Below are 20,958 nucleotides of genomic sequence, written 5' to 3'. Positions count from 1 at the left end.
CGAGCCTTTTCATGCTGATGAACGCAAAGGCGGCGGACAGTCGGCTTTCATGAGTCTTTTCATGCCTTTAGCCGAATCACCTACCATGCTGATTCCACTTAAAGGCTTGAGATTCATGTATAAATTAGCTGATGAAACTTTCGTTTTTTACGCCTCGTTAACGAATTCGCTGGACAGCGCGAATCACTTTTGATTCATTGATGATATTCGGAGGTGGCGTATTCCGAATCACTTCACTTGCAGGGAATTCACGAGGGACCATTATATGGCGAGCACCGACGCGTATGGCGCGCCGGCGGGGACGCATTGCGAATCCGGTCGGAAAAGAAGGAAGGGCAGGCTCTCGGGCCATGTCAGTCTTCTTGCTGGTCCGGCCTATGGCAAGTTCATCTCGATCGAGCCTATCCTTCGTCGCCTCGTTCCCGCGCTCATCATCATTTTCCTGATTATTCTGGGCGTGGCGCGCATTTTCTCGATGCTGGCATGGCGCGAGGATATCGAGCAGCAGCATAAGGCTTTCCTGTCGGCGGCAACGGCCAATCTCGCGCAGATGATCGAACGGGTTGCCAACGGCACCGATGCCGGGGCGCAGATCGCCGCAAAGGACATTCAGGACACGATGGCGGAATTTCGCTCGCGCGGACTGTCATCCTCCAACATGACACTCGCCGTCATCGACCAGCAATCCTCCGTGGTGGCGGCATCCGGCCCGCTTTCCGACCTGTCCGGCAAGCCGGTCGATACGATCCTTTCGGACGCGCAGCCGCTGTTCCTGTTTGCAGAACGCGCAGGCGTGCTGAAAGTCACGCTACAGGGTGAACCGGCCTATGGCGCCCTGTCGAAGCCGATGACCCTGCCCTATTCCGTCATCGCCATCGAGCCGGAAAGCACCATCTTTGCGGAATGGCGGCGGGCCGTGTCGCTCAATGTGACGCTCTTTGCTGGCACGACCGGCGTCATGTTTGCCATTCTCTATGCCTATTTCAGTCAGGCGGCGCGGGCTCGCGAGGCCGACGATCTTTCCGGCCAGATCCAGCGCCGTATCGATCTGGCGCTGGGACGCGGTCGCTGCGGCCTGTGGGATTGGGACATGGCGCGCGGCCGCATCTACTGGTCGCGCTCCATGTATGAAATGCTGGGCTACGAAGCGCAGGATGCGGTGCTGCCATTCGGTGATGTGGCCGCAATCATCAACACGGAAGATGGCGACCTCTATTCCATCGCCGAACAGGCAGCTGCAGGCGATATTTCACATGTCGACCGCGTCTTCCGCATGCGTCATGCCGATGGTTCTTGGGTGTGGATGCGTGTCCGCGCCGAAATTGCCAGCGAAGGCGATCTTCATCTGGTCGGTATTGCCTTCGACGTCAGCGAACAGCATCGTTTTGCGCAGCAGACGGCAGAAGCCGACATGCGCATCCGCGAAGCCATCGAGAATATTTCGGAAGCCTTCATCCTGTGGGATTCCAACAACCGCCTCGTCATGGCAAATTCCAAGTTCAGTGAATATGCTGGCCTTCCCGTCTGGACGCTGAAACCCGGCGTGCCGCGCAACGAAGTTGATGCCCATACACGCCCGTTCACTTTCGAGCGTCGCATGGCCAATGAACATAACCGCGCCGGTGGCCAGACCTTCGAGCGTCAGCTCAGCGACGGACGCTGGCTTCAGGTCAACGAACGCCGCACGCAGGACGGCGGTCTTGTCTCCATCGGCACCGACATTACCCAGCTCAAGCTGCATCAGGAACGCCTGGTGGACAGCGAACGCCGCCTGATGGCGACCATTCACGACCTGTCCATTGCACGCAAGGGCGAGCGGGACCGCGTGCGTGAGCTATCCGAGCTTGCCCGCAAATACGGTCAGGAAAAGGAACGCGCCGAGGCGGCGAACCGCGCCAAGTCTGAATTTCTCGCCAATATGTCTCACGAGCTGCGCACGCCGCTCAATGCCATCATCGGCTTCTCGGAAATGATACAGGCGGGCACGTTCGGCCCGCTCGGTTCCGACCGCTATGAGGAATATATCAACGATATCCATACGAGCGGCAATTTCCTGCTCAATGTCATCAACGACATTCTCGACATGTCGAAGATCGAGGCCGGGCATTTCTCGCTCGACCGTGAGGAAATCGATCTCTGCCCGCTCATCAACGAAACGGTGCGGATGATCTCGCTACAGGCGGACGAAAAGAATATCGCGGTCAATACGCGCATCGAAGATGCGATGCAGCTTTATGCCGACCGCCGCGCGATCAAGCAGGTGCTGATCAACCTTCTTTCCAATGCGGTGAAGTTCACTTCCTATGGCGGGCAGATCACTGTGAGGGCACGCAAGACGGGCTCGGCCCTCTTCATGACTATACAGGATACCGGCGTCGGCATTCCGAAATCGGCAATCAAGAAAATCGGCCAGCCCTTCGAGCAGGTGGAAAACCAGTTCACCAAGACCCATACCGGGTCGGGTCTCGGGCTTGCCATCACCCGTTCACTGGCAGAGCTTCACGGTGGCTGGCTTCGCATTCGCTCGACCGAAGGCGTCGGCACGGTGGTTTCGGTCTGCATCCCTGACCGCAAGCCGGGTCATATCGGCAATCACAGCGCGGAAATCCACGCCGCCTGATCAGATATTCAAAAGCTTTTCAAAACTTGTCCGCACGTCCACGGCGACTTCCGCCAGATGATGCTCGACGCGTTTTATGTCTGGCATGTCCGCCGCACGGCATAGCAGGTCAATCATGCCGGGTATGAATTCCTCGCGTTTGGCATCGCCACCAAGACACAGGCGGATCGTCTGGCTCAGATTGGTATAGAGACGATAGGCGCCGACAAGGTTATCGGCAAGCGCCGGATCGGCAAAGGACGGGTCGAGGACTGACAGGATTTCCTCGGTGCCCAACGGCCGTGGCTTCCGGTCGATCTTGTTTGCCAGCACGGCAAACTGGGCGATGAATTCCAGATCGACAATGCCGCCCGGCTTCAGCTTGAAATCCCAATCATCGGCAGGTGGCTTTTCCTGATAGATGAGGTCGCGCATCTCGCGCACATCCTTGGCGATCTTCTTCACGTCACGCGGCGCAGACAAGACTTCGTCTATCTCGCTTTTGATGTGATCCATAAAGGCCGCATCGCCATGGATCGGGCGCGCGCGGGTCAGGGCCATATGTTCCCATGTCCATGCTTCGCTGCGCTGATACTTACCGAAGGATTCGATATGGGTCGCAACCGGCCCCTTGTTGCCGGAGGGGCGCAGCCGCATATCGACTTCATAGAGCACGCCTTCCGCCGTGGGCGCGGAAAGGGCAGCAATGAGCCGCTGCGTCAGGCGAATATAATATTGGGATGGAGCCAGCGGCTTTTCACCGTCTGATTCATCCGTCTCCTTGTCGTGATCGTAAAGCAGGATCAGATCGACATCGGAACCGGCGGTGAGTTCGCGACTGCCGAGCTTCCCCATGGCCAGAAGAGCGACTTTCGCGCCCTTGACCTTTCCGTGGCGCCGCTCCAGTTCAGCCGCAACGACTTCAAATGCCTTGCCGATCATCAGTTCGGCCAGATCGGAGAAAGCGCGGCCAGCGCGCACGCCATCAATAGCGCTCGTCAGCAGGCGGATACCGATCAGGAAACGATGCTCGGCAGCGAAGATACGCAGCCGGTCCAGCACCTCCTCATAATCGGTCGCAGGCCCCAGAAACACGCGAAGGCGTTCTTCCAGATAGGCGCGTGTCGGCATTTCGGAGAAAATCGCCGGATCAAGCAGACCGTCGAAAACATGCGGATTGCGGGTGATGATTTCGGCAAGCCGGGGCGCGGCGCTCATAATCATCACGAGGAGGTTCAAGAGGCGGGGATTGGATTGCAACAGGCTGAAAAGCTGAATGCCCGCAGGCAGGCCTTTCAGAAAACCATCGAAACGCAAGAGCGCCTCATCCGCACGTCTGGTCTCGGCAAAGGCCTTGAGCAGAGCGGGCGTCAATTCGGTCAAGCGCTCACGTGCTTCTGCCGATTGTGTGGCGCGATAACGCCCGAAGTGCCAGGTGCGGATCACGCGGCATATATCGCTCGGACGCTCATAGCCCATGGCGGTGAGCGTCTCCAGCGTGCCGGGATCATCCACATCGCCGGTAAAGACCAGATTTCCAGATGAGCTTCCAAGTTCAGGAGCCTGCTCGAACAGCGCTGCATAGTGCTTTTCGACGACCTTGAGCGCATCGAGAAAAACATCTGAAAAGGCCGACGGATCGGCATAGCCCATCATATGGGCAACACGGGCAAAGCCTTCGTCGTCCTCCGGCAGGATATGCGTCTGCTCGTCGGCAATCATCTGGATGCGATGTTCGACATCGCGCAGGAAATAATATTCCTTCGCCAAAGCATCGCGCGCCATTTCTGTGATCCAGCCCCGCTCCGCCAGTCTTGCCAGCATTGGCACTGTCTGGTTGCCGCGCAATTCGGGAAAGCGCCCTCCAGCGATGAGCTGCTGCGTCTGGACGAAAAATTCGATTTCGCGGATGCCGCCACGTCCCAGTTTCACATTATGGCCGTGCACAGCGATATCGCCGTGACCCTTATGGGCGTGAATCTGCCGCTTGATCGAGTGCACGTCGGCAATGGCCGCATAGTCGAGATATTTGCGCCAGACATAGGGGGAGAGTTCCGCCAGCACCTGTTTTCCGGATTCGCGGTCCCCTGCAACGGGCCGCGCCTTGATCATGGCTGCGCGTTCCCAGTTCTGGCCGCGCCCTTCGTAATAATGAAGTGCCGCGCCAACAGGAATGGCCAACGGCGTCGAGCCCGGATCCGGTCGCAGGCGGATATCGACACGGAAGACGTAGCCGTCACCGGTACGATCCTGCAAAATGCGGACAAGGCGGCGCGTCAGCCGAGAAAAAGTTTCGACGCATTCATACGGGTCGCCGATGGCCGGTCTGGTTTCATCGATGAAGATGATGAGATCGATATCGGAGGAGTAGTTGAGTTCGCGCGCGCCGAACTTGCCCATGCCCAGAACGATCCAGCCACTGTCCTTGTCGGGCTGGTTCCGGTCGGGAAGTTTGATCTTGCCCGCACGATCGGCATCGAGCAGCAGAAACCGGACGGCAGCGCCCGTGCAGGCTTCAGCCAGATCGGTGAGCCAGCCAGTCGTTGCTTCCGTGTTGAAAATACCTGCGAGATCGCAAAGCGCAATCAGGACATGCGCCTCGCGTTTCAGAATACGCAAGCTGGTCATGAGCGAGGTTTCGGTTACGTCTTCACTTGCGGCACTAGACGAGATTTCCGCCAGAATATCCTTCAACGCAGCCTCCGGCGATTTGGCGACAATGCGGTCTAGAATACGCGGATGACGGGTCAGTGCTTCGCGAATGAATGGAGAAAGATCGAGAACGGCGGAAAAGAAACGCGCAGCTTCTGCCTTTTGCAACAGGGCCGTGACGCCCGAAATGTCCTCTTCGCGGGCGCGTGTGGCAAGGTCTGTCAAGAAGGTTTCCGCCCTTACGGGATCAAGCGGCGTCAAAGCACGAATATCTCTGTCGAAGAACAGTGCCTCTGCGTTTTCCACCGCCATGATCCCCTCTTATGTCACGCCATTATTCGACCTTGTCCGAGGGCAACGGAAACTCCAATACGGCGCGCAGGCCCGGTTCATTGCCTTCGAGACGAAGTGCGCCACCGTGCAATTTCATCACGGCCTTGGCAAGACTTAAACCGAGGCCCGAGCCGGGTTGCGTGCGGCTTTCCTCAAGGCGGACAAAACGTTCTGTCGCCTGTTCGCGTTTTTCTTCCGGAATACCGGGCCCGTTATCGGCAACGATGATGCGGACCCAGTTCGGATCACGTTCCATCGAAAGTCTCACGGTTGCGGTCCGCTCATCACCGCCCGCATATTTAATTGCGTTGTCGATGAGATTGGAAATCGTCTGCCCGACCAGTTCGCGATTGATATGAAGCGAAACTTCGTCAAGTTCGCCAAGTGTCAGGTTCACGCCCACATCCTCGGCAACAGGTTCATACATTTCAGCCACGTCGCGAAGGATTGGCGCGACCGGCATGTTTTCCAGATTCTCGGACGAATAGCCTGCTTCAAGACGTGAAATCATCAGGATTGCATTAAACGTGCGGATCAATTGATCCGACTCACCAATGATATCTTCGAGCGCCTCACGGTATTCAGGCCCGGCCTTCTTGCCGGAAAGAGCCTCTTCCGCACGGTTACGCAAACGCGTCAGCGGCGTTTTGAGATCATGTGCGATGTTATCGGAGACCTGTTTCAGCCCCTCGTTCAATTCGAGAATTCTGCCAAGCATGACGTTGAGATTGCCCGACAGACGGTCGAACTCGTCACCAGAACCGTTGACCGGGAGCCTGCCGGTCAGATCACCATCCATGATACGCTGCGACGCCCGCGAAACCTCATCGATCCGCTTCAACGCACGTCGTCCGACAAAGAACCAGATCAGCAACGCTCCGACACCCATAATACCGAGGGCCAGCATCAACGAGCGACGAATAATGTCACGGAACCGCTCCGGCTCACCCAGATCGCGGCCGACCAGAAGCCGCATGCCATTCGGCAATGCGATCACGACAGCGATGGCGCGATGCTCAGTCTCGGTGCCCTGTTCGCCGTACCGCCGATATTTGAAACTGCGTTCAATGACACCGTCTGTGTCCAGAACACCGGGCTCCACGCTTTCCACATTACCCGCGAGGATGCGGCCCGTCGGGTCGGCTACCAGATAGAGGTAAGCGCCTGGCTGACGCGAACGATAGTCAATCGTGCGCACAAGCTGCGGGATACCGCCCCGCGCATAGCTTTTGCCGATGCTGCCGATCTCCTCGCCCAGCGACTGCTGGGTCTGTGCGGCGAGCATGGATGCCGACAGATTGGTCATGTAGAAAACCAACGCGATTGCACCCACAACAAAGAGCAGCAGATAAAGCGTCGATAGCCGGACGGCAGTTGTGCGCATGAGCGCTGAAAAGCGGCTCATCAATCCACCTTGGCGGCTGCGGATTGCTTTGCTCGTCCTGCCTTCAGCATATAACCAGCGCCGCGCACCGTATGGAGCAGCGGAACATCGAAGCCCTTCTCGATCTTGGAACGCAAACGCGAGATATGCACATCGATTACATTGGTCTGCGGATCGAAATGATAATCCCAGACGTTTTCAAGCAGCATGGTGCGCGTGACGACCTGTCCGGCATGGCGCATCAGATATTCGAGAAGCCGGAATTCACGAGGCTGGAGCGTAATATCCACATCCTGACGGCGCGCCGTATGCGCAAGCCGGTCAAGCTCCAGATCGCCGACGCGGTAGATCGTATCAGCCTCACGGGGGCTGGAGCGACGCTGCAGAACCTCAACACGAGCCAACAACTCGGAAAATGCATAGGGCTTGGTCAGGTAGTCGTCACCACCAGCCCGCAAACCGGTGACACGGTCATCCACTTCGCCGAGTGCGGAAAGGATCAGGACCGGCGTTTCCATGCCCTTGGCGCGCAAACCAGCCACGACGGACAAGCCGTCGCGCTTCGGCAGCATGCGGTCGACGACGAGAACGTCGTAGCTCCCATTTTCGGCCAGCGCATAGCCGGTTTCACCGTCACCGGCGATATCGGCGGAATGTCCGGCCTCGGTGAAGGCCTTCTCCAGATAGCGGGCCGCTTCGCGGTCATCTTCAATAACGAGAATCTTCATGGCGCTACTATAATACCGTTTGATGATAAGGCGATGCCAGGCGGAGAACCGCCTGGCATCGAATTGTTCAGGGCCTAAGGGCTGCCGGTCATCATCCCTGATCGATCGGCAGGGCCACGAAGCGGCTCTGATCGTTGCTCTGCAATTGCAGCAGCACTGCCTTGCGACCCGACTTGGCGGCTTCGCTGATGGCGTTGTTGATGTCCTTGGCGCTCTTCACGGTCTGGTTGTTGACGCTCATGATGATATCACCGGAACGGATACCGCGGTCCGAGGCATCACTGTCAGGATCGACATCAGTTACCACCACGCCGTTACCGTCTTCGGACGGTGTCACGGTCAGACCATAGGAGTCGAGCGTCTCGCTCTGGCTGCCGCGATTGTCATCCGAAGGACTGGCCGACTTGCCGAGATCGCCAGGCATCGCTTCGATGGTGACGTTGATTTCTTCCGCCTTGTTCTTGCGCCAGATGGTCAGTGCCGCCTTATCACCAGGAGCAATGCCGGCGACCTTACGTGCCAGATCGCGCGGATCCTGCACGGTTTCGCCATTGACGGCAGTGATCACATCGCCGGACTGGATACCAGCCTTGGCAGCAGGACCATCCTTCTGCGGCGACGCGACGATTGCGCCCTTCTCTTCAGCAAGGCCGAGCGAAGCGGCAATATCCTTCGTCACCGGCTGAATCTGGACGCCGATCCAGCCACGTTCCACAGAGCCTTTCTTGATGAGCTGGTCAACAACCTGCTTCGCGGTCGATGCCGGAATTGCAAAGGCAATGCCTACACTGCCGCCCGAAGGCGAGAAGATGGCAGTGTTGATACCAATCACCTGACCGGACATGTTGAAAGCCGGGCCACCGGAGTTACCCTTGTTCACGGCCGCATCGATCTGGATGAAGTCATCATAGGGACCAGCGCCAATATCGCGGCCGCGAGCCGAAACGATACCGGACGTCACCGTCCCGCCAAGACCGAATGGATTACCCACCGCTACGACCCAGTCGCCAACTCGAATCTTGTTATCGTCGCCGAACGCGACATAAGTGAATTTCTTCTTCGGATCATTGACCTTCAGCACGGCCAGATCGGTACGCGGATCGGTGCCGATCAGCTTGGCATCAAGCTCAGTGCCGTCATCCATCACAACACTGTAGGCATCGCCGTCGGAAACAACGTGATTATTGGTTACAACGTAACCATCCTCGGAAATGAAGAAGCCTGAACCTTGGGCAATAGGCCGCTCATGACCCGGACGTGGACCGCGTTTGCCAGGACCACGGCGATCTGGACGAGCATCGCCACGCGGATCCATGCCGAAATCACGGAAGAAGCGTTTCAGGGGGTGATCATCAGGAAGTTGGTCAAAGCCGGGAGGGCCGAAGAACTGGCCGCGACCGCCGCGATCAGCAGTTTCCTGTATATCTTTCTTCACACGGACGCTGACGACTGCCGGACGAACTTTCTCAACCAGATCGGCAAAACCTACGGCCTGCAATGGCGGAGTGATCTGAACCGCTTCGGCGCGGGCATCGTTAAGTGCGCCAAGCGGCCCAGTAGCAACAAAACCACCAGCCAGAACGGCTGACAATGCGATTGCGGCAACGCCTCTGCGATAGTTGGAAATCCTGGCTCTGGACATTTATTATTTCTCCTTACGAGCAGTAATCCGGCCGTCGCCCTGATCCTTCAGAAAACGCAGGCCTGTGAAACCTTTATAGAGCGTAAGATAGATAGGACTACCTTACCGCTCGGTTTCCACAACATGAAAGTTTCGTAAGGTTGCAAATAACAACCGCGAGCAGTTGACGGTTATTTGCCGTCCAGCAGGCGCGAGAGTTCTGCCTTTTCGCTCGCCGTGAGCGGCTTGGGCGCTTCGCCCGCCCGCCTGCGTCCGCGAAAAGCCAGGACCAGCGCCACAGCACCGATCAAAAGTACGACGACGGGAAAACCCCACAGAAGCACGGTACGCGCATTAAGGCGCGGCTTCAAAAGAACGAACTCACCATAACGGTCAACGATGAAGTCCATCACCTGTTCGTCGCTATCGCCTTCCTTCAGTCTGTCACGCACAAGAATGCGAAGATCACGGGCAAGTTCGGCATTGGAATCGTCGATCGATTCGTTCTGGCAAACCATGCAGCGCAGTTCACCGGAAATAGTGCGGGCGCGCTTTTCAAGCGCCGGATCGGGCAAGACCTCATCCGGATTGACCGCGAGCGCCGCAGTCCCTTGAATAGCAAGGGCAACGCCAAGCAGAAATGCCGCGAATGCCGACCGTTTTCTCATGCCGCAGCCTCCGCTTTTTTCGACGCGGATTTACGACTGCGCGAAGGCGCACCGACCCGCAGACGGCGATCTGCCAGGGAAAACAGCGCACCCACCATCATGACAAGGGCGCCATACCAGATGAGCGTCACGTCCGGTTTCCACCATATGCGCACCACCGCCGATCCATCGCCCGGCTCGTCGCCAAGCGCGACATAGACCTGACTGAACCATAGCGTCTTGATGCCTGATTCAGTCGTCGGCATCTGGCGCGCGGGGAAGAAGCGCTTGGACGGTTCGATTTGTCCGAGATTGCGCGAACTGGAATCAAGCAATGTAAAAGTGCCGCGATTCTCGGTAAAATTTGAGCCGGTTAATGGACGCAGGCCCTCAAAACGCAACGTGTAATCCTGCACCTTGGCGGTATCACCGGGGCGCATGATCAGGACATTCTCCGTACCGAACGTAGTCACGCTTACAATGCCGAGCAGCGTCACACCAAGCCCGATATGGGCAAGCGCCGTGCCGAAAACCGAGCGCGGCAATCCTTTGAAACGGGCAAATGCCTTGTTCGCAGAAACTTTGCCGATACCGGCCTTGAGAACAAGATCGGTCAGGCTGCCGAAAATCAGCCATGCGGCAAGCCCTATTCCACAGGCGGCCAGAACCGATTTTGCCGACGTGCTCCACAAGACTATTGCCGCAGCAAGAAGCGAAAGCGCGAAAGCCGTCATCAGCCGCTGTGACACACCGTAAAGATCTCCGCGTTTCCAGGCGAGCAGCGGACCGAAAGGAACCGCAAACAGAAGCGGGATCATCAGCGGGCCGAACGTCATATTGAAGAACGGAGCGCCGACCGAAATCTTGTTGCCCGTCATCACTTCAAGCAGCAGCGGATAAAGCGTGCCGATCAGCACGGTCGCCGCGGCAGTCGTCAGAAACAGATTGTTGAAGACGAGCGCGCCTTCGCGGGAAATCGGGTGGAATATACCGCCTGCCGTCAGGCTCTGAACGCGAAGCGCGAAAAGCGAGAGAGACCCGCCAATGAAGATTGCAAGGATCGCCAGAATGAAAAGACCGCGTCCCGGATCGGTGGCGAAGCTGTGAACCGAGGTCAGAACGCCGGAGCGGACAAGGAAAGTGCCGAGCAACGACAGCGAAAAGGTGAGGATCGCAAGCAGCACGGTCCAGATTTTCAGCGCCGAGCGCTTTTCCATCACGAGAGCGGAATGGAGCAGTGCGGTGCCGACCAGCCACGGCATGAACGATGCGTTCTCGACCGGGTCCCAGAACCACCAGCCGCCCCAGCCCAACTCATAATAGGCCCAGTAGGAACCCATGGCGATGCCGCCGGTCAGGAACATCCAGGCAACCAGCGCCCACGGACGCACCCAGCGCGCCCACGCCGCATCGAGGCGCCCTTCGATCAGTGCCGCCACGGCAAAGGAGAAGCACACCGAAAAGCCGACATAGCCGAGATAGAGCAGCGGCGGATGGATCGCGAGGCCGATATCCTGAAGGATCGGGTTGAGGTCCCCTCCCTCCATCGGAGCCGGGAAAATGCGTGTAAACGGATTCGAGGTAAAGATGATGAATGCCAGAAAGGCGACACCGATCCAGCCCTGCACGGCAAGGACATTGGCGCGCAGTGTTTCAGGCAGATTACCGGAAAAGGCAGCGACCAGCGCGCTGAAGAAGGTCAGAATGAACACCCACAGCAGCATGGAGCCTTCGTGATTACCCCAGACGCCGGTGATCTTGTAGAGGAGCGGCTTTTGTGAGTGCGAGTTTTCGACCACATTCAGGACCGAGAAATCCGACACGACATAGGCATGGACAAGCACGGCCGATGCAAGGCAGATCAGCGCGAAGACAGCAATTGCCGTCGGCGCCGCGACTGACATGAGCTGCATGTCCCTACGGTGTGCGCCGATCACTGGCACGATCGATTGGACAATCGACAGTGCCAGCGCCAGAACCAGAGCAAAATGGCCGATTTCGACACTCATCTGCAATCTCCATCAAGCAGCCTGCCGGACCACTGGTCCGATATGGAATGCCCTAACCTTTACTTGCCTTCCCAGACACCTTTTTCCTTCAGGCTGTCGGCAAGATCCTTGGGAACGTAATTTTCGTCGTGCTTCGCCAGTACATTGTCGGCGCGAAACACGCCGTCGTCTCCGAAGCGCCCCTCGGCGACGACGCCCTGCCCCTCGCGGAAGAGATCAGGCGGAATCCCCTCGAACACGACCTTCACGGTCTTGATCGTATCAGTCACCGTGAAACGCAGTTCGCTGCCTTCCCGGCTGACGGAACCTTCCTCGACGAGACCACCAAGACGGAACCGCGAGCTGGAGGCCATATCCTGTTCCGTCAGATCGGCCGGTGTGCGGAAGAAACGAATATCCTGACTGAAAGCCATCAGCATCAGTCCGACCGCTACGGCCAGAACCGCCAGTGCACCGCCGATCAGGAACAGGCGCTTGCGCTTTCTCTGACTGACGGTACGGGCGAAATTGCCTACCAGTTTGGTACTCCGTGCATTGTCATCTGTGGTCGCGCTCATTTTTGTGCGTTCCCTGTCTCTAGTCCAAGACCGGCTGCGAAACTTTGAAGGTTCGACCGGCTTTCGCCCTGAAGGGCTGTCATACCGCGATTAAGGGCGTCCAGCGCTGCATCGCGGCGGTTGAGGATCATATAGGAGCGCACGAGACGCTTCCAGCCTTCGACATCCCCACTATTCTGGCGAAGACTTTCATCCAGACGTTGAACCATGCCTTCGATCATCGCCTGCCGGTCTTCCGGGCTGAGCGACGAAGCGGCATCGACGTCGTCCGTTGTTGGCCCTTTCGGCTGCGGTTCGCCGCTGGAAGCGGGATCACGAAGCCGGGCGATAGCCTGCTCAATCTGGCCGCGCCACGGCGCATCGGCGGGCGCCTTGTCAAGGAACGCCTGCAGACGATTGGCGGCCATATCCATGCGACCGTCCTGCATCTCGCCTTGCGCAAGGTAGAATTGCGGGCGAACGTCATTCGGCTCGAGATCGGCAGCTTTTTTGAAGAAGCCTTCAGCCTCGGCAGTCACGGTGCCGCCCGAAGCGGTGGCCAGCGCTTCACCCAATCCCAGAACGCGCGGGAAATTCTCTCCGGCGATACGAATGGAACTGCGATATGCATTGACGGCATCGGCAGCGCGACCAAGCCGCAAATAGATCGGCGCCAGCACATCCCATCCGCGCACATCGCCCGGATTTTGTGCCAGATGTGCTTCGGCACGCGCCACAAGCTCATCCACAGAGCCGCGATCCGCACTTGCCGAAAGCCGTTCGGCGAGTGGCATGGACGGCATGTCCGGCTTACCGAAAAGCGGGTAGACGCCCCAGGCGATCAGCGGCACTGCGAGCACGGCCAGAAAAGCCAACAACCGGCCCGGTGCGGCCTTGCCTGCAGCCTCCGCAGCTTCCTTGCCGGTCTTTTCAGCATTCAAAATGCGACGCGATATTTCAATGCGCGCCTGTTCGGCGCTCTGCGGGTCGATCATGCCCCGGGCTGCATCGGCCTCGACCTCGCGCAACTGATCCCGATAGACTTCAAGATCATTCTTTTCAGCGGACAAGAATGCCTGCTTGCGCCGCGTGAGAGGCAACAAAACAGCCAGAGTGGCTGCCAATGTCAGTAATGCTGCAATAAGCCAGAATCCCATGGCCACGACTTAAGCGCAGCCAAGGGAAAAACCAACTACTACTTGCAGTAAGTTGCCGACTAGGGCAATTCGCCGCAAAGGCGGGATATCAGGTCAGCGGTGTCCAGCTGCCGTCCGGATTGCGACATGCTGTTCCGCGGATAGTCTGTTGCGATCCGCCAATGGTGAAGCTGTGCGAATACTGGCGGCAGTTCTGAGAGCCGACCTGATAGGGCTGCGCTGCCGTCACATCACCGGAATTCGATCCGCTGCCGCTCCACGATACGGCCTTGCCGGCCGGAGAATATTCGAGCGCGCGATATTCAGCCTCAAGTGCTTTCTTGCGATCGGCTGCGTTCAGCTGATTTGCAGAGCTGCCGAGAAGACCATTGCCAAGAGACGTCAACAGGCTGGTTTCGGGCTTCTGTGCCGTGGAACCACCACCCAGCGAGCCAAGACCGGTACCCTTGCCGGTCGTGCCGCAGGCCGACAGTGCAAGCGCCACAGCAAGCATCATCGAAGCAACTGAAACTGGGTGAGAAAACCTGGATACCATCATCATAACAACCGGCCTTCATATATAATTAGCACGCACACTATATCAGCGCATGGCTTTTTCAATTTAATCTTCTAGTGCGGATCCTGTTAACATAAAATCATGGATCCGCTCTATCTCTCGGTTTTTACACATTATCCTACGCAAAACCGCTTCGCACTTTTGCTGGAAATGCTCTAGTTCGCTTTCGGCCCAAAACAACCGTCAATCTTCCGTCAGCGGCAACACGACCCGGACACCCAATCCGCCCCACGAGCTCTTGCCCAGATGCAAGCTCCCGCCATATTCACGAACGGTGTCCTGCACAATCGCCAGCCCAAGGCCGGTTCCAGGTTTCGTTTCATCGACGCGGCTGCCGCGTTTCAGTGCCGCCTCGATCTTGTCCGTCGCCAGGCCCGGCCCGTCATCTTCTATCAGGACTTCAAACTGTCGTTGCTCCCCATAAATGGGGGCAAGCCCGATATTGATACGTTTGCGGCCCCATTTGCCCGCATTCTCCAGCAGGTTACCGACGATCTCTTCCAAATCTTCGCGCTCCCCGGCAAAAACCGCGTTGGGCAAGTCATTTCTGAAGGTAACGCTGAAAACCGGATTGAGTTTCGCCGTCACGCGCCGCATGCGTTCAAGAACCGGGGTCACGGGCGTACGGAACACGACACTGTCACGCTGCGCGGCGATGCGCGCACGCTGCAGATAATGCTGGATCTGCACCTGCATCGCCTCGCTTTGTTCCTGCACAATGCGCCCATGTTCGCCGCCCATGCTTCGCGCCTCGTTGACCAGCACGGAAAGCGGGGTCTTGAGAGAATGCGCGAGATTGCCGACCTGTGTTCGCGACCGCTCGACAATGCGGCGATTGTTTTCGATGAGCGCGTTCATTTCGGTGGCGAGCGGCGCAATTTCGACAGGCAACGACGCATCGAGCTTTGACGAGCGCCCCTCGCGAATATCAGCCAATGCCTGACGTACCTTGTCGAGCGGACGCAGACCGAACAGGATCACGGCGGCATTGATGAGGATACTGCCGATGCCGAAGATCGCCAGATAGATCGCGAGGCGGGTTCTGAAATCGGATATCTCCTTCAAAACCTCGCTGAGATTGCCCATGACGCGAAAGCGCGCGACTCGGTTGGCATTGTCCAGCACCACTTCCGTTTCAACAATGAAAAGTTCTTCGCCGTTGAGACCGGGCAAGGTGTAGCTGCGCATGAAGGAACTGTCGAAGGGAACCTGCGTCACCGGCATTTCCGGCACGATGCGCCCGAGCATCGAAGGCGACTGCAGCCTTCCGGTGAGATTTGGCGTGACGGGATCGACGGACCAGTACCAGCCGGAAAGCGGGCTGGAATAGCGCAACTCGCCCAGCTCCGGGCGTCCCTGCAACGCACCCTCTCCCGACGTGCTGACAGCACCGACAAGACTGAACAGATGGGCGGTCAGCAGGCGTTCAAAATTGCTGCGTGCGGCATCGCCATAAAGTGACCCGATGAAGGTCGCCACCACTACAAGTGCGACGATGACCCAGATCGTGGAAAGGGTGACGACGCGGACCGCGAGTGAACGCAGCGGAGGAAAGACCCGGAGAAGCTTCAGCTGTCGTTGCCTTTCGTTTCGCCTTCGACCTCCCCTTCGGAGCGGATGCGATAGCCCATGCCGCGCACGGTCTCGATCAGGTCCACACCCATCTTCTTGCGCAGGCGACCAACGAAGACTTCAATCGTATTGGAATCGCGGTCGAAATCCTGATCATAAAGATGCTCGACCAGTTCGGTACGCGAGACCACCTCATCCATATGGTGCATCAGATAGGACAAAAGCCGGTATTCGTGCGAGGTAAGCTTGAGCGCGACGCCGTTGACGCTTGCCTTCGATGTTTTCGTGTCAAGATAGAGCGGCCCGCAGACGAGTTCCGACGAAGCATGACCAGCCGCACGGCGGATCAATGCGCGCAGCCGCGCCAGCACTTCCTCGATATGGAAGGGCTTCGCCACATAGTCGTCGGCGCCGGCATCGATGCCGGCGACCTTATCGCTCCAGCGGTCGCGGGCAGTGAGCATGAGAACGGGCATGGTACGCCCGCTGCGCCGCCAGCGCTCCACGACGCTGATGCCGTCCATGCGCGGCAAGCCGATGTCGAGCACCACGGCATCGTAAGGCTCGGTGTCGCCGAGATAATGCCCTTCTTCGCCGTCATAGGCGCGGTCGACCACATAACCGGCAGCAGCCATCGCATCGGAAAGCTGCCGGTTCAGGTCCTTGTCGTCTTCAACGATCAGGATACGCAAGCGGACATTCTCCCTCAATTCATGAAAAACAGCGGCAAAACCGTTGCTATTGAGCGGGAACAGCCACTTCGACGCGGCGCGGGCGCTCGCCGTCGCGCCCCGGCACAAGCACCACGATCACACACACGGGGCGACCGTTCTGAGTCGCGGCGGTTGCCTTGGCAAGCTGGCCGCCCTGCTGGGCAGCCACCTGTTCGCCGACTGCCGCACAATCTCCGGCGGCAGCGACGATGAGATTGGACTTCTGCGGCGCAGTTATCGGCAGGGCACCGGCATCGACCGGCAGCAAGCCAATACTAACCGCGAGAAGCGCGAAAACTTTGAGTGCAGAATTTTGTTTCATCATGCCGCCTTATATAGCGCCCGACAGCTGAACGATGCATGAACAACCATTCCTCCTCCAGGCCCAAAGGAAAATTCAGCCCCTGACTATCACGCTTTGTGAAATTATGAAATGCGTGAAGTTGCCCCGATACGCCCGATTATCGTAACAATTCCGGCAATTGCAGTCGCCAGTTGCAGCAAAACATCCGTCAGTGCACCCTGATCGATCACATCGGTAGCCACACCGAAAACGCCTGCAAGCGAAAGAAAAAGCGCCACGAAACCAGCCCAAACCGTCCGCGAAAGATACCATGATTTATCTGCGTTCATATTTTTTCCTGTCAGTTGTCGATTGCCGGGATATCGAGATACGCAAAATCGCCCGGCCCGCTTTTTGCGCCGATCATTGCAACGCGAAACCGGAATTCAGCATTGCCGATATCGGCCTGTCGTTCCGCCGCGCCATAAATCCATGACGGCGCCGATGTCTGGCTGCTTCGTACCAGCGTGTCGTTCCACCAGATTTCGATGCGATAGGCCTCGCGCTCCTCGCCAAGCGGAATGTCCTCTTGCAGCCAGTCATCCGCATCGATCCGCCCGCGCCGGATCCAGTTGAAGGAAAGATCGCCATTCGCGAGCCGCACCATCTTCGGATGCACCGGGCTGAGCGGACGTAAGCCCCGCATACCGCCGCTTGTCCGGACCGTATCGAAATAGTCATCCGAAAAGGCCTTGCCCGCCGTTCCGACACGCCAGTTCAGTTCAAGCCCGATTTCCGGGACCTGCAAACCGGCTGACACAACCGCGCCGTCCAGCAATATGAAGGGCGTCTCGGCGTCCTTCAAGGCGGATGCCGCCTGCTCGGTTCCGAGCTGTCCGCGCAAAAGGCGCGTCAGCTTCCAGCGGCTCTGACCGATTTCCTCAGCCTCCAGAAACTGAAACACCTCCCAATCGCCGCCAGGTGCGCGCAGCAGGGCCGTGTTGGCTCCGTTCAATATCTGCGCCATTGGCCGCGATTGCAGCTCACCTGCATAAAGCGCAACCTCAACCGACTGCCCTTCAATCAGGCGTCCGCTGGGAGCGCCTTCCAGCGGCGCGGTCAGTTCCCCCATGATTGCGCGGTCCTGCACGACGGTGCGTTCAGCAAAGCCGTCTTCCGAAGGCGATGCAAACACTGCCGCGCCGCGCCATGGCTTTGCGTGACAGGCGATGCGGAATTGCCCGGCGGGTTCCTCCGCGCCCGGCCAGAGCGGCAGATCGATCATGTGAAAGATCGGCTTCATATCGAGAGCCGGACCGCCGCCGGGACTGGTCGGCGTTTTGCCGTGATCTGCAAAGACGATGTTCGGCGCCAGCGCCACGGCGCGGACAGTGCGGATTTCCCCATCGTCCAGACCCGTCACGACATAATTGCGCTCGCCGCTTAGTATGCCAAGCCGCACACGGTCGCCGACGTGAAGGGCCGCCATCGACCATGGCAGCGCGAAATCCACCGAGCGCCGTTCCGCATGACGTCGCGCCATCCAGGCTTCGGCGAGTGCCGTTGCCTGCCCCTGTTCCATGACGCCGGAAAGGCTCAGCGTTTCCGTGCCCTGCCCCTCCGCACGGCGAACCGAAGCCCCGGCAATCTGGAAATCCCGCAGGGGATCGTTGCAATAAAGCTCGGCCACGGACGGCAGATCGCCGCGATCCTCGATCATGACGGTGAGCGCTTCCCGGTCCTCCGGCTGAACAAAATCCGGCAATTCGAGCACCGATCCCGCACGCGTGATGCTTTTGAAGATGAAACGCCCGGCCTGTTCAAACCCATGAACGCCAAAGACATTCAAGAGCGGCTCCAGCACGCCCCGCGCGCTCGATGGCTCACTGATGACAAAGCCGGAAAGATAGCCATCGGCACCGGAGCAATCGGCTTCCGGCAGGCCGAAATCCTTGAGGATGCCAGCGATCAGCTCATCCAGCGACACGCCGCTGATGCGCCCGTTCAGCCAATGGCCAAGACGCCAGTTTTCCGTATCGCCCCAGGTATCAGCAGCGAGCGGAAATTCCGGAAACGGCCTCGTATCCCACGACCACAGATAGATGCGGTCCATATCCAGCATCGGCCCGCCATAGAGCGGGGAAACGGGATTGTTGTCCTGCCAGTGGCGGTAATGCGCGCGCAAAAATCGGTCCATGCCGATATCCGCGCGTGATCCGTTTGAAAAATACGGCGTCGCGTTTTCCGATGATTTCGGATCGGGGAAAACATTCGGCTGGTTCGGCCCCTTGTCGACGGCGGGACAGCCAAGCTCGGTAAACCAGAACGGCTTGGAATGCGGTATCCACGCCGTCGGCTGCGCGGCTTCGGCCCCCGCGACGCGGTTATAATGCCGGTTGCTCCACCAGCCATGCAAATCCTTGTAGCGATAGACCCATGGCTTGCCCGCCAAACCGTCCGTAATGGGCGAACGCCTGCGGGCCTCTCGGTCATCGGCATTTGCATAATACCAGTCATGGCCCTCGCCGGATGCCACCTGACCTGCAAGGCCACCCGGATCATAGGCCGTCGCGAACCCGTCCGGGTTGCCATTGTCGAGATCGCTGTCACGCCAGTCGGCAAGCGGCATATAATTGTCGATCCCGATGGCATCGATGGCCGGGTGCGCCCAGAGCGGGTCGAGATTGAAGAAGAGGTCGCCGCTGCCATCCTGCGCCTGATAGCCGAAATATTCCGACCAGTCCGCGCCATAGGTGATCCTGCAAGCCGTGCCGAGCTTTGCCCGCATGTCGGCGGCAAGCGTGCAAAGATGGGTGACGAAGGGAAAACTCTCCTGTCCATCGCGGATGGCGGTCAAGCCACGCAGTTCCGATCCGAGCAGGAAAGCGTCCACGCCACCGGCCTGCCGGGCCAGATCGGCGCAATGGTTGAGGAAGCGGCGATAGCCCCATTGCCCATCGACAAAGGCCCGCACCTCTTCGCCCGCGGCAGGCGTCCTGTCAGGCGATCCGTCGACGCCGACCGCAGGGTGACAGGTGATGCGCCCGCGCCATGGATAAGCAGGTTGGCCAATGCCGCCATAGGGCGACGGCAGTTGATTGCCTTCCGGCACATCCATCATGATGAAAGGGTATAAAGTTACCTTCAGCCCACGCGCCTTCGCATCGCGAATGGCGGCAATCACCGTCTGATCGGATGGCGTTCCACCATAGGCAGCGCCCTCGCCGCTTGTGGAAATGAGATGGGCTGTCGCCCGCGTCACATTTTCTACTTTCCAGATATGGCTCGGCTTGCGCGCTGAAAGCGCGGTGACGCCGGGCCTGATCCGGCAGGAACCGGCGCGCAGATCATCGCCGAACCATGGCAGCACAATCGCGACATGGCGCAAGCTCGGACAAAGCGCCTGCAACTCGTCCATCGAAGCCGCCCAGTCGCTGCGGGCGCGCAAGATATTGCGGTTGATCCAGCGCTTCTGACCGGCAAGCGGTTCATCGCTCACCGGATCGGGCGACAGTCCGAATTCCGTCGAGCCGGGAATAAGAGCCACCGCCCGGACGGATTGCGCTACCTTTCCGACAGGCCGCATCACCTCGAACTGGAACTGCGGCAGACGATTGCCGAACCGGTCGAGCGGAATGCGCTCGAACACCACATAGGCCGTGCCGCGATAGGCAGGCGCGTTGCCCGCTCCCTGTTTCGCCTCGATCAGCGGATCGGGAGCCTGTGTCTCCGTGCCGCGATAGATACGCATTTCAATTTCTGTGAGATCAAGTTCCTGCCCATCGGCCCACATGCGGCGGATACCGGCAATCGCGCCTTCCGCAACGGCATAGGCGGCATTGCCGAAATAGCTGTAGCTGGTGACTTTCGGCCCGCCCTTGCCGCCCTGACGTTCCGTGGTCTTGTGCTCCTCGAAGCGGGTCGCCCAGATAAGTGTGCCGGAAACCCGCACCGTGCCATAGACAAAGGGCAGCGCCGCCCCTTCCTCCGCCGTGGCGACACGCCCGCCGTTGAGGCGCGCACCCTCGACGTGGCGTGTGGAATTGATGAGCGCATTGTCGATGGCATAGCCGCCCATCGCGCCAAGACCGGCGCCGATAGCGGCACCGACAGGCCCGAAAATGCCGCCGACCGCAGCACCCACCGCCTGCAAAACAATTGTGGCCAT

At 58.7% G+C, this 20,958-nt stretch carries 15 protein-coding genes; 1 reads left to right on the top strand and 14 read right to left on the bottom strand.

The window, feature by feature from the left end; translation table 11 throughout:
• The first annotated feature begins 265 nt into the window (after positions 1 to 265).
• Positions 266 to 2,620, top strand: a complete 2,355-nt coding sequence (locus JNC70_RS17520) for a PAS domain-containing sensor histidine kinase (protein ID WP_104755464.1) — start codon at positions 266 to 268, stop codon at positions 2,618 to 2,620.
• Here the strand turns inward: JNC70_RS17520 and JNC70_RS17515 are convergent, their stop codons facing one another.
• From JNC70_RS17515 to JNC70_RS17450, 14 genes are all read right to left on the bottom strand, one after another.
• Positions 2,621 to 5,563 carry a bifunctional [glutamine synthetase] adenylyltransferase/[glutamine synthetase]-adenylyl-L-tyrosine phosphorylase gene (locus tag JNC70_RS17515; protein WP_104755463.1) on the bottom strand — a complete coding sequence of 981 codons (2,943 nt, stop codon included), beginning with the start codon at positions 5,561 to 5,563 and terminating at the stop codon, positions 2,621 to 2,623.
• Between the two features lie 22 nt (positions 5,564 to 5,585).
• Positions 5,586 to 6,992, bottom strand: a complete 1,407-nt coding sequence (locus tag JNC70_RS17510) for a sensor histidine kinase (protein ID WP_208623445.1) — start codon at positions 6,990 to 6,992, stop codon at positions 5,586 to 5,588.
• Complete coding sequence (locus tag JNC70_RS17505) at positions 6,989 to 7,696, bottom strand: response regulator transcription factor (protein ID WP_104755461.1); 708 nt, start codon at positions 7,694 to 7,696, stop codon at positions 6,989 to 6,991. Before JNC70_RS17505 ends, JNC70_RS17510 begins: the two co-directional genes overlap by 4 nt.
• A gap of 91 nt (positions 7,697 to 7,787) precedes the next feature.
• The gene (locus JNC70_RS17500) at positions 7,788 to 9,338 is read right to left on the bottom strand and encodes a Do family serine endopeptidase (protein WP_104755460.1); all 1,551 of its coding nucleotides are present in this window, start codon (positions 9,336 to 9,338) and stop codon (positions 7,788 to 7,790) included.
• 170 nt (positions 9,339 to 9,508) lie between these two features.
• Entirely contained in the window at positions 9,509 to 9,985 is a 477-nt protein-coding gene (locus JNC70_RS17495; protein ID WP_104755459.1) for a cytochrome c-type biogenesis protein, read from the bottom strand.
• Positions 9,982 to 11,973 (bottom strand): heme lyase CcmF/NrfE family subunit, encoded by a 1,992-nt coding sequence (locus tag JNC70_RS17490; RefSeq protein WP_104755458.1) that lies wholly within the window; start codon positions 11,971 to 11,973, stop codon positions 9,982 to 9,984. Before JNC70_RS17490 ends, JNC70_RS17495 begins: the two co-directional genes overlap by 4 nt.
• A 59-nt stretch (positions 11,974 to 12,032) precedes the next feature.
• A complete protein-coding gene (gene ccmE / locus JNC70_RS17485; protein ID WP_104755457.1) occupies positions 12,033 to 12,530 on the bottom strand; it encodes a cytochrome c maturation protein CcmE in 498 nt (165 codons plus the stop codon).
• Positions 12,527 to 13,666, bottom strand: coding sequence for a c-type cytochrome biogenesis protein CcmI (ccmI, locus tag JNC70_RS17480; RefSeq protein WP_104755456.1), 1,140 nt, complete (start codon positions 13,664 to 13,666; stop codon positions 12,527 to 12,529). Before ccmI ends, ccmE begins: the two co-directional genes overlap by 4 nt.
• Before the next feature lie 88 nt (positions 13,667 to 13,754).
• Complete coding sequence (locus JNC70_RS17475) at positions 13,755 to 14,207, bottom strand: RT0821/Lpp0805 family surface protein (RefSeq protein WP_104755455.1); 453 nt, start codon at positions 14,205 to 14,207, stop codon at positions 13,755 to 13,757.
• Positions 14,208 to 14,405: 198 nt separating this feature from the next.
• On the bottom strand, positions 14,406 to 15,704 hold the full coding sequence (locus JNC70_RS17470; protein ID WP_208623444.1) for an ATP-binding protein: 1,299 nt from the start codon (positions 15,702 to 15,704) through the stop codon (positions 14,406 to 14,408).
• An 86-nt stretch (positions 15,705 to 15,790) separates the two neighbouring features.
• Entirely contained in the window at positions 15,791 to 16,486 is a 696-nt protein-coding gene (locus JNC70_RS17465) for a response regulator transcription factor (RefSeq protein WP_104755453.1), read from the bottom strand.
• Positions 16,487 to 16,532: 46 nt separating this feature from the next.
• The gene (locus tag JNC70_RS17460) at positions 16,533 to 16,829 is read right to left on the bottom strand and encodes a hypothetical protein (RefSeq protein ID WP_104755452.1); all 297 of its coding nucleotides are present in this window, start codon (positions 16,827 to 16,829) and stop codon (positions 16,533 to 16,535) included.
• Positions 16,830 to 16,933: 104 nt separating this feature from the next.
• Entirely contained in the window at positions 16,934 to 17,140 is a 207-nt protein-coding gene (locus JNC70_RS17455) for a hypothetical protein (protein ID WP_104755451.1), read from the bottom strand.
• Between the two features lie 11 nt (positions 17,141 to 17,151).
• A complete protein-coding gene (locus tag JNC70_RS17450; RefSeq protein WP_374788756.1) occupies positions 17,152 to 20,958 on the bottom strand; it encodes a baseplate multidomain protein megatron in 3,807 nt (1,268 codons plus the stop codon).

This window comes from Brucella oryzae (genome assembly GCF_041929965.1).
Taxonomy (GTDB): domain Bacteria; phylum Pseudomonadota; class Alphaproteobacteria; order Rhizobiales; family Rhizobiaceae; genus Brucella; species Brucella oryzae.
This window is presented reverse-complemented; position numbering and strand designations above follow the sequence as displayed.

Bases quoted from the DNA above. Each gene is read 5' to 3' on its own strand.
- JNC70_RS17460 (WP_104755452.1), bottom strand. From the start codon at position 16,829: ATGAAACAAAATTCTGCACTCAAAGTTTTCGCGCTTCTCGCGGTTAGT.
- JNC70_RS17500 (WP_104755460.1), bottom strand. From the start codon at position 9,338: ATGTCCAGAGCCAGGATTTCCAACTATCGCAGAGGCGTTGCCGCAATC.
- ccmI (WP_104755456.1), bottom strand. From the start codon at position 13,666: ATGGGATTCTGGCTTATTGCAGCATTACTGACATTGGCAGCCACTCTG.
- JNC70_RS17520 (WP_104755464.1), top strand. From the start codon at position 266: ATGGCGAGCACCGACGCGTATGGCGCGCCGGCGGGGACGCATTGCGAA.
- JNC70_RS17505 (WP_104755461.1), bottom strand. From the start codon at position 7,696: ATGAAGATTCTCGTTATTGAAGATGACCGCGAAGCGGCCCGCTATCTG.
- JNC70_RS17495 (WP_104755459.1), bottom strand. From the start codon at position 9,985: ATGAGAAAACGGTCGGCATTCGCGGCATTTCTGCTTGGCGTTGCCCTT.
- JNC70_RS17450 (WP_374788756.1), bottom strand. From the start codon at position 20,958: ATGGCCACAATTGTTTTGCAGGCGGTGGGTGCTGCGGTCGGCGGCATT.
- JNC70_RS17455 (WP_104755451.1), bottom strand. From the start codon at position 17,140: ATGAACGCAGATAAATCATGGTATCTTTCGCGGACGGTTTGGGCTGGT.
- JNC70_RS17515 (WP_104755463.1), bottom strand. From the start codon at position 5,563: ATGGCGGTGGAAAACGCAGAGGCACTGTTCTTCGACAGAGATATTCGT.
- ccmE (WP_104755457.1), bottom strand. From the start codon at position 12,530: ATGAGCGCGACCACAGATGACAATGCACGGAGTACCAAACTGGTAGGC.
- JNC70_RS17490 (WP_104755458.1), bottom strand. From the start codon at position 11,973: ATGAGTGTCGAAATCGGCCATTTTGCTCTGGTTCTGGCGCTGGCACTG.
- JNC70_RS17475 (WP_104755455.1), bottom strand. From the start codon at position 14,207: ATGATGATGGTATCCAGGTTTTCTCACCCAGTTTCAGTTGCTTCGATG.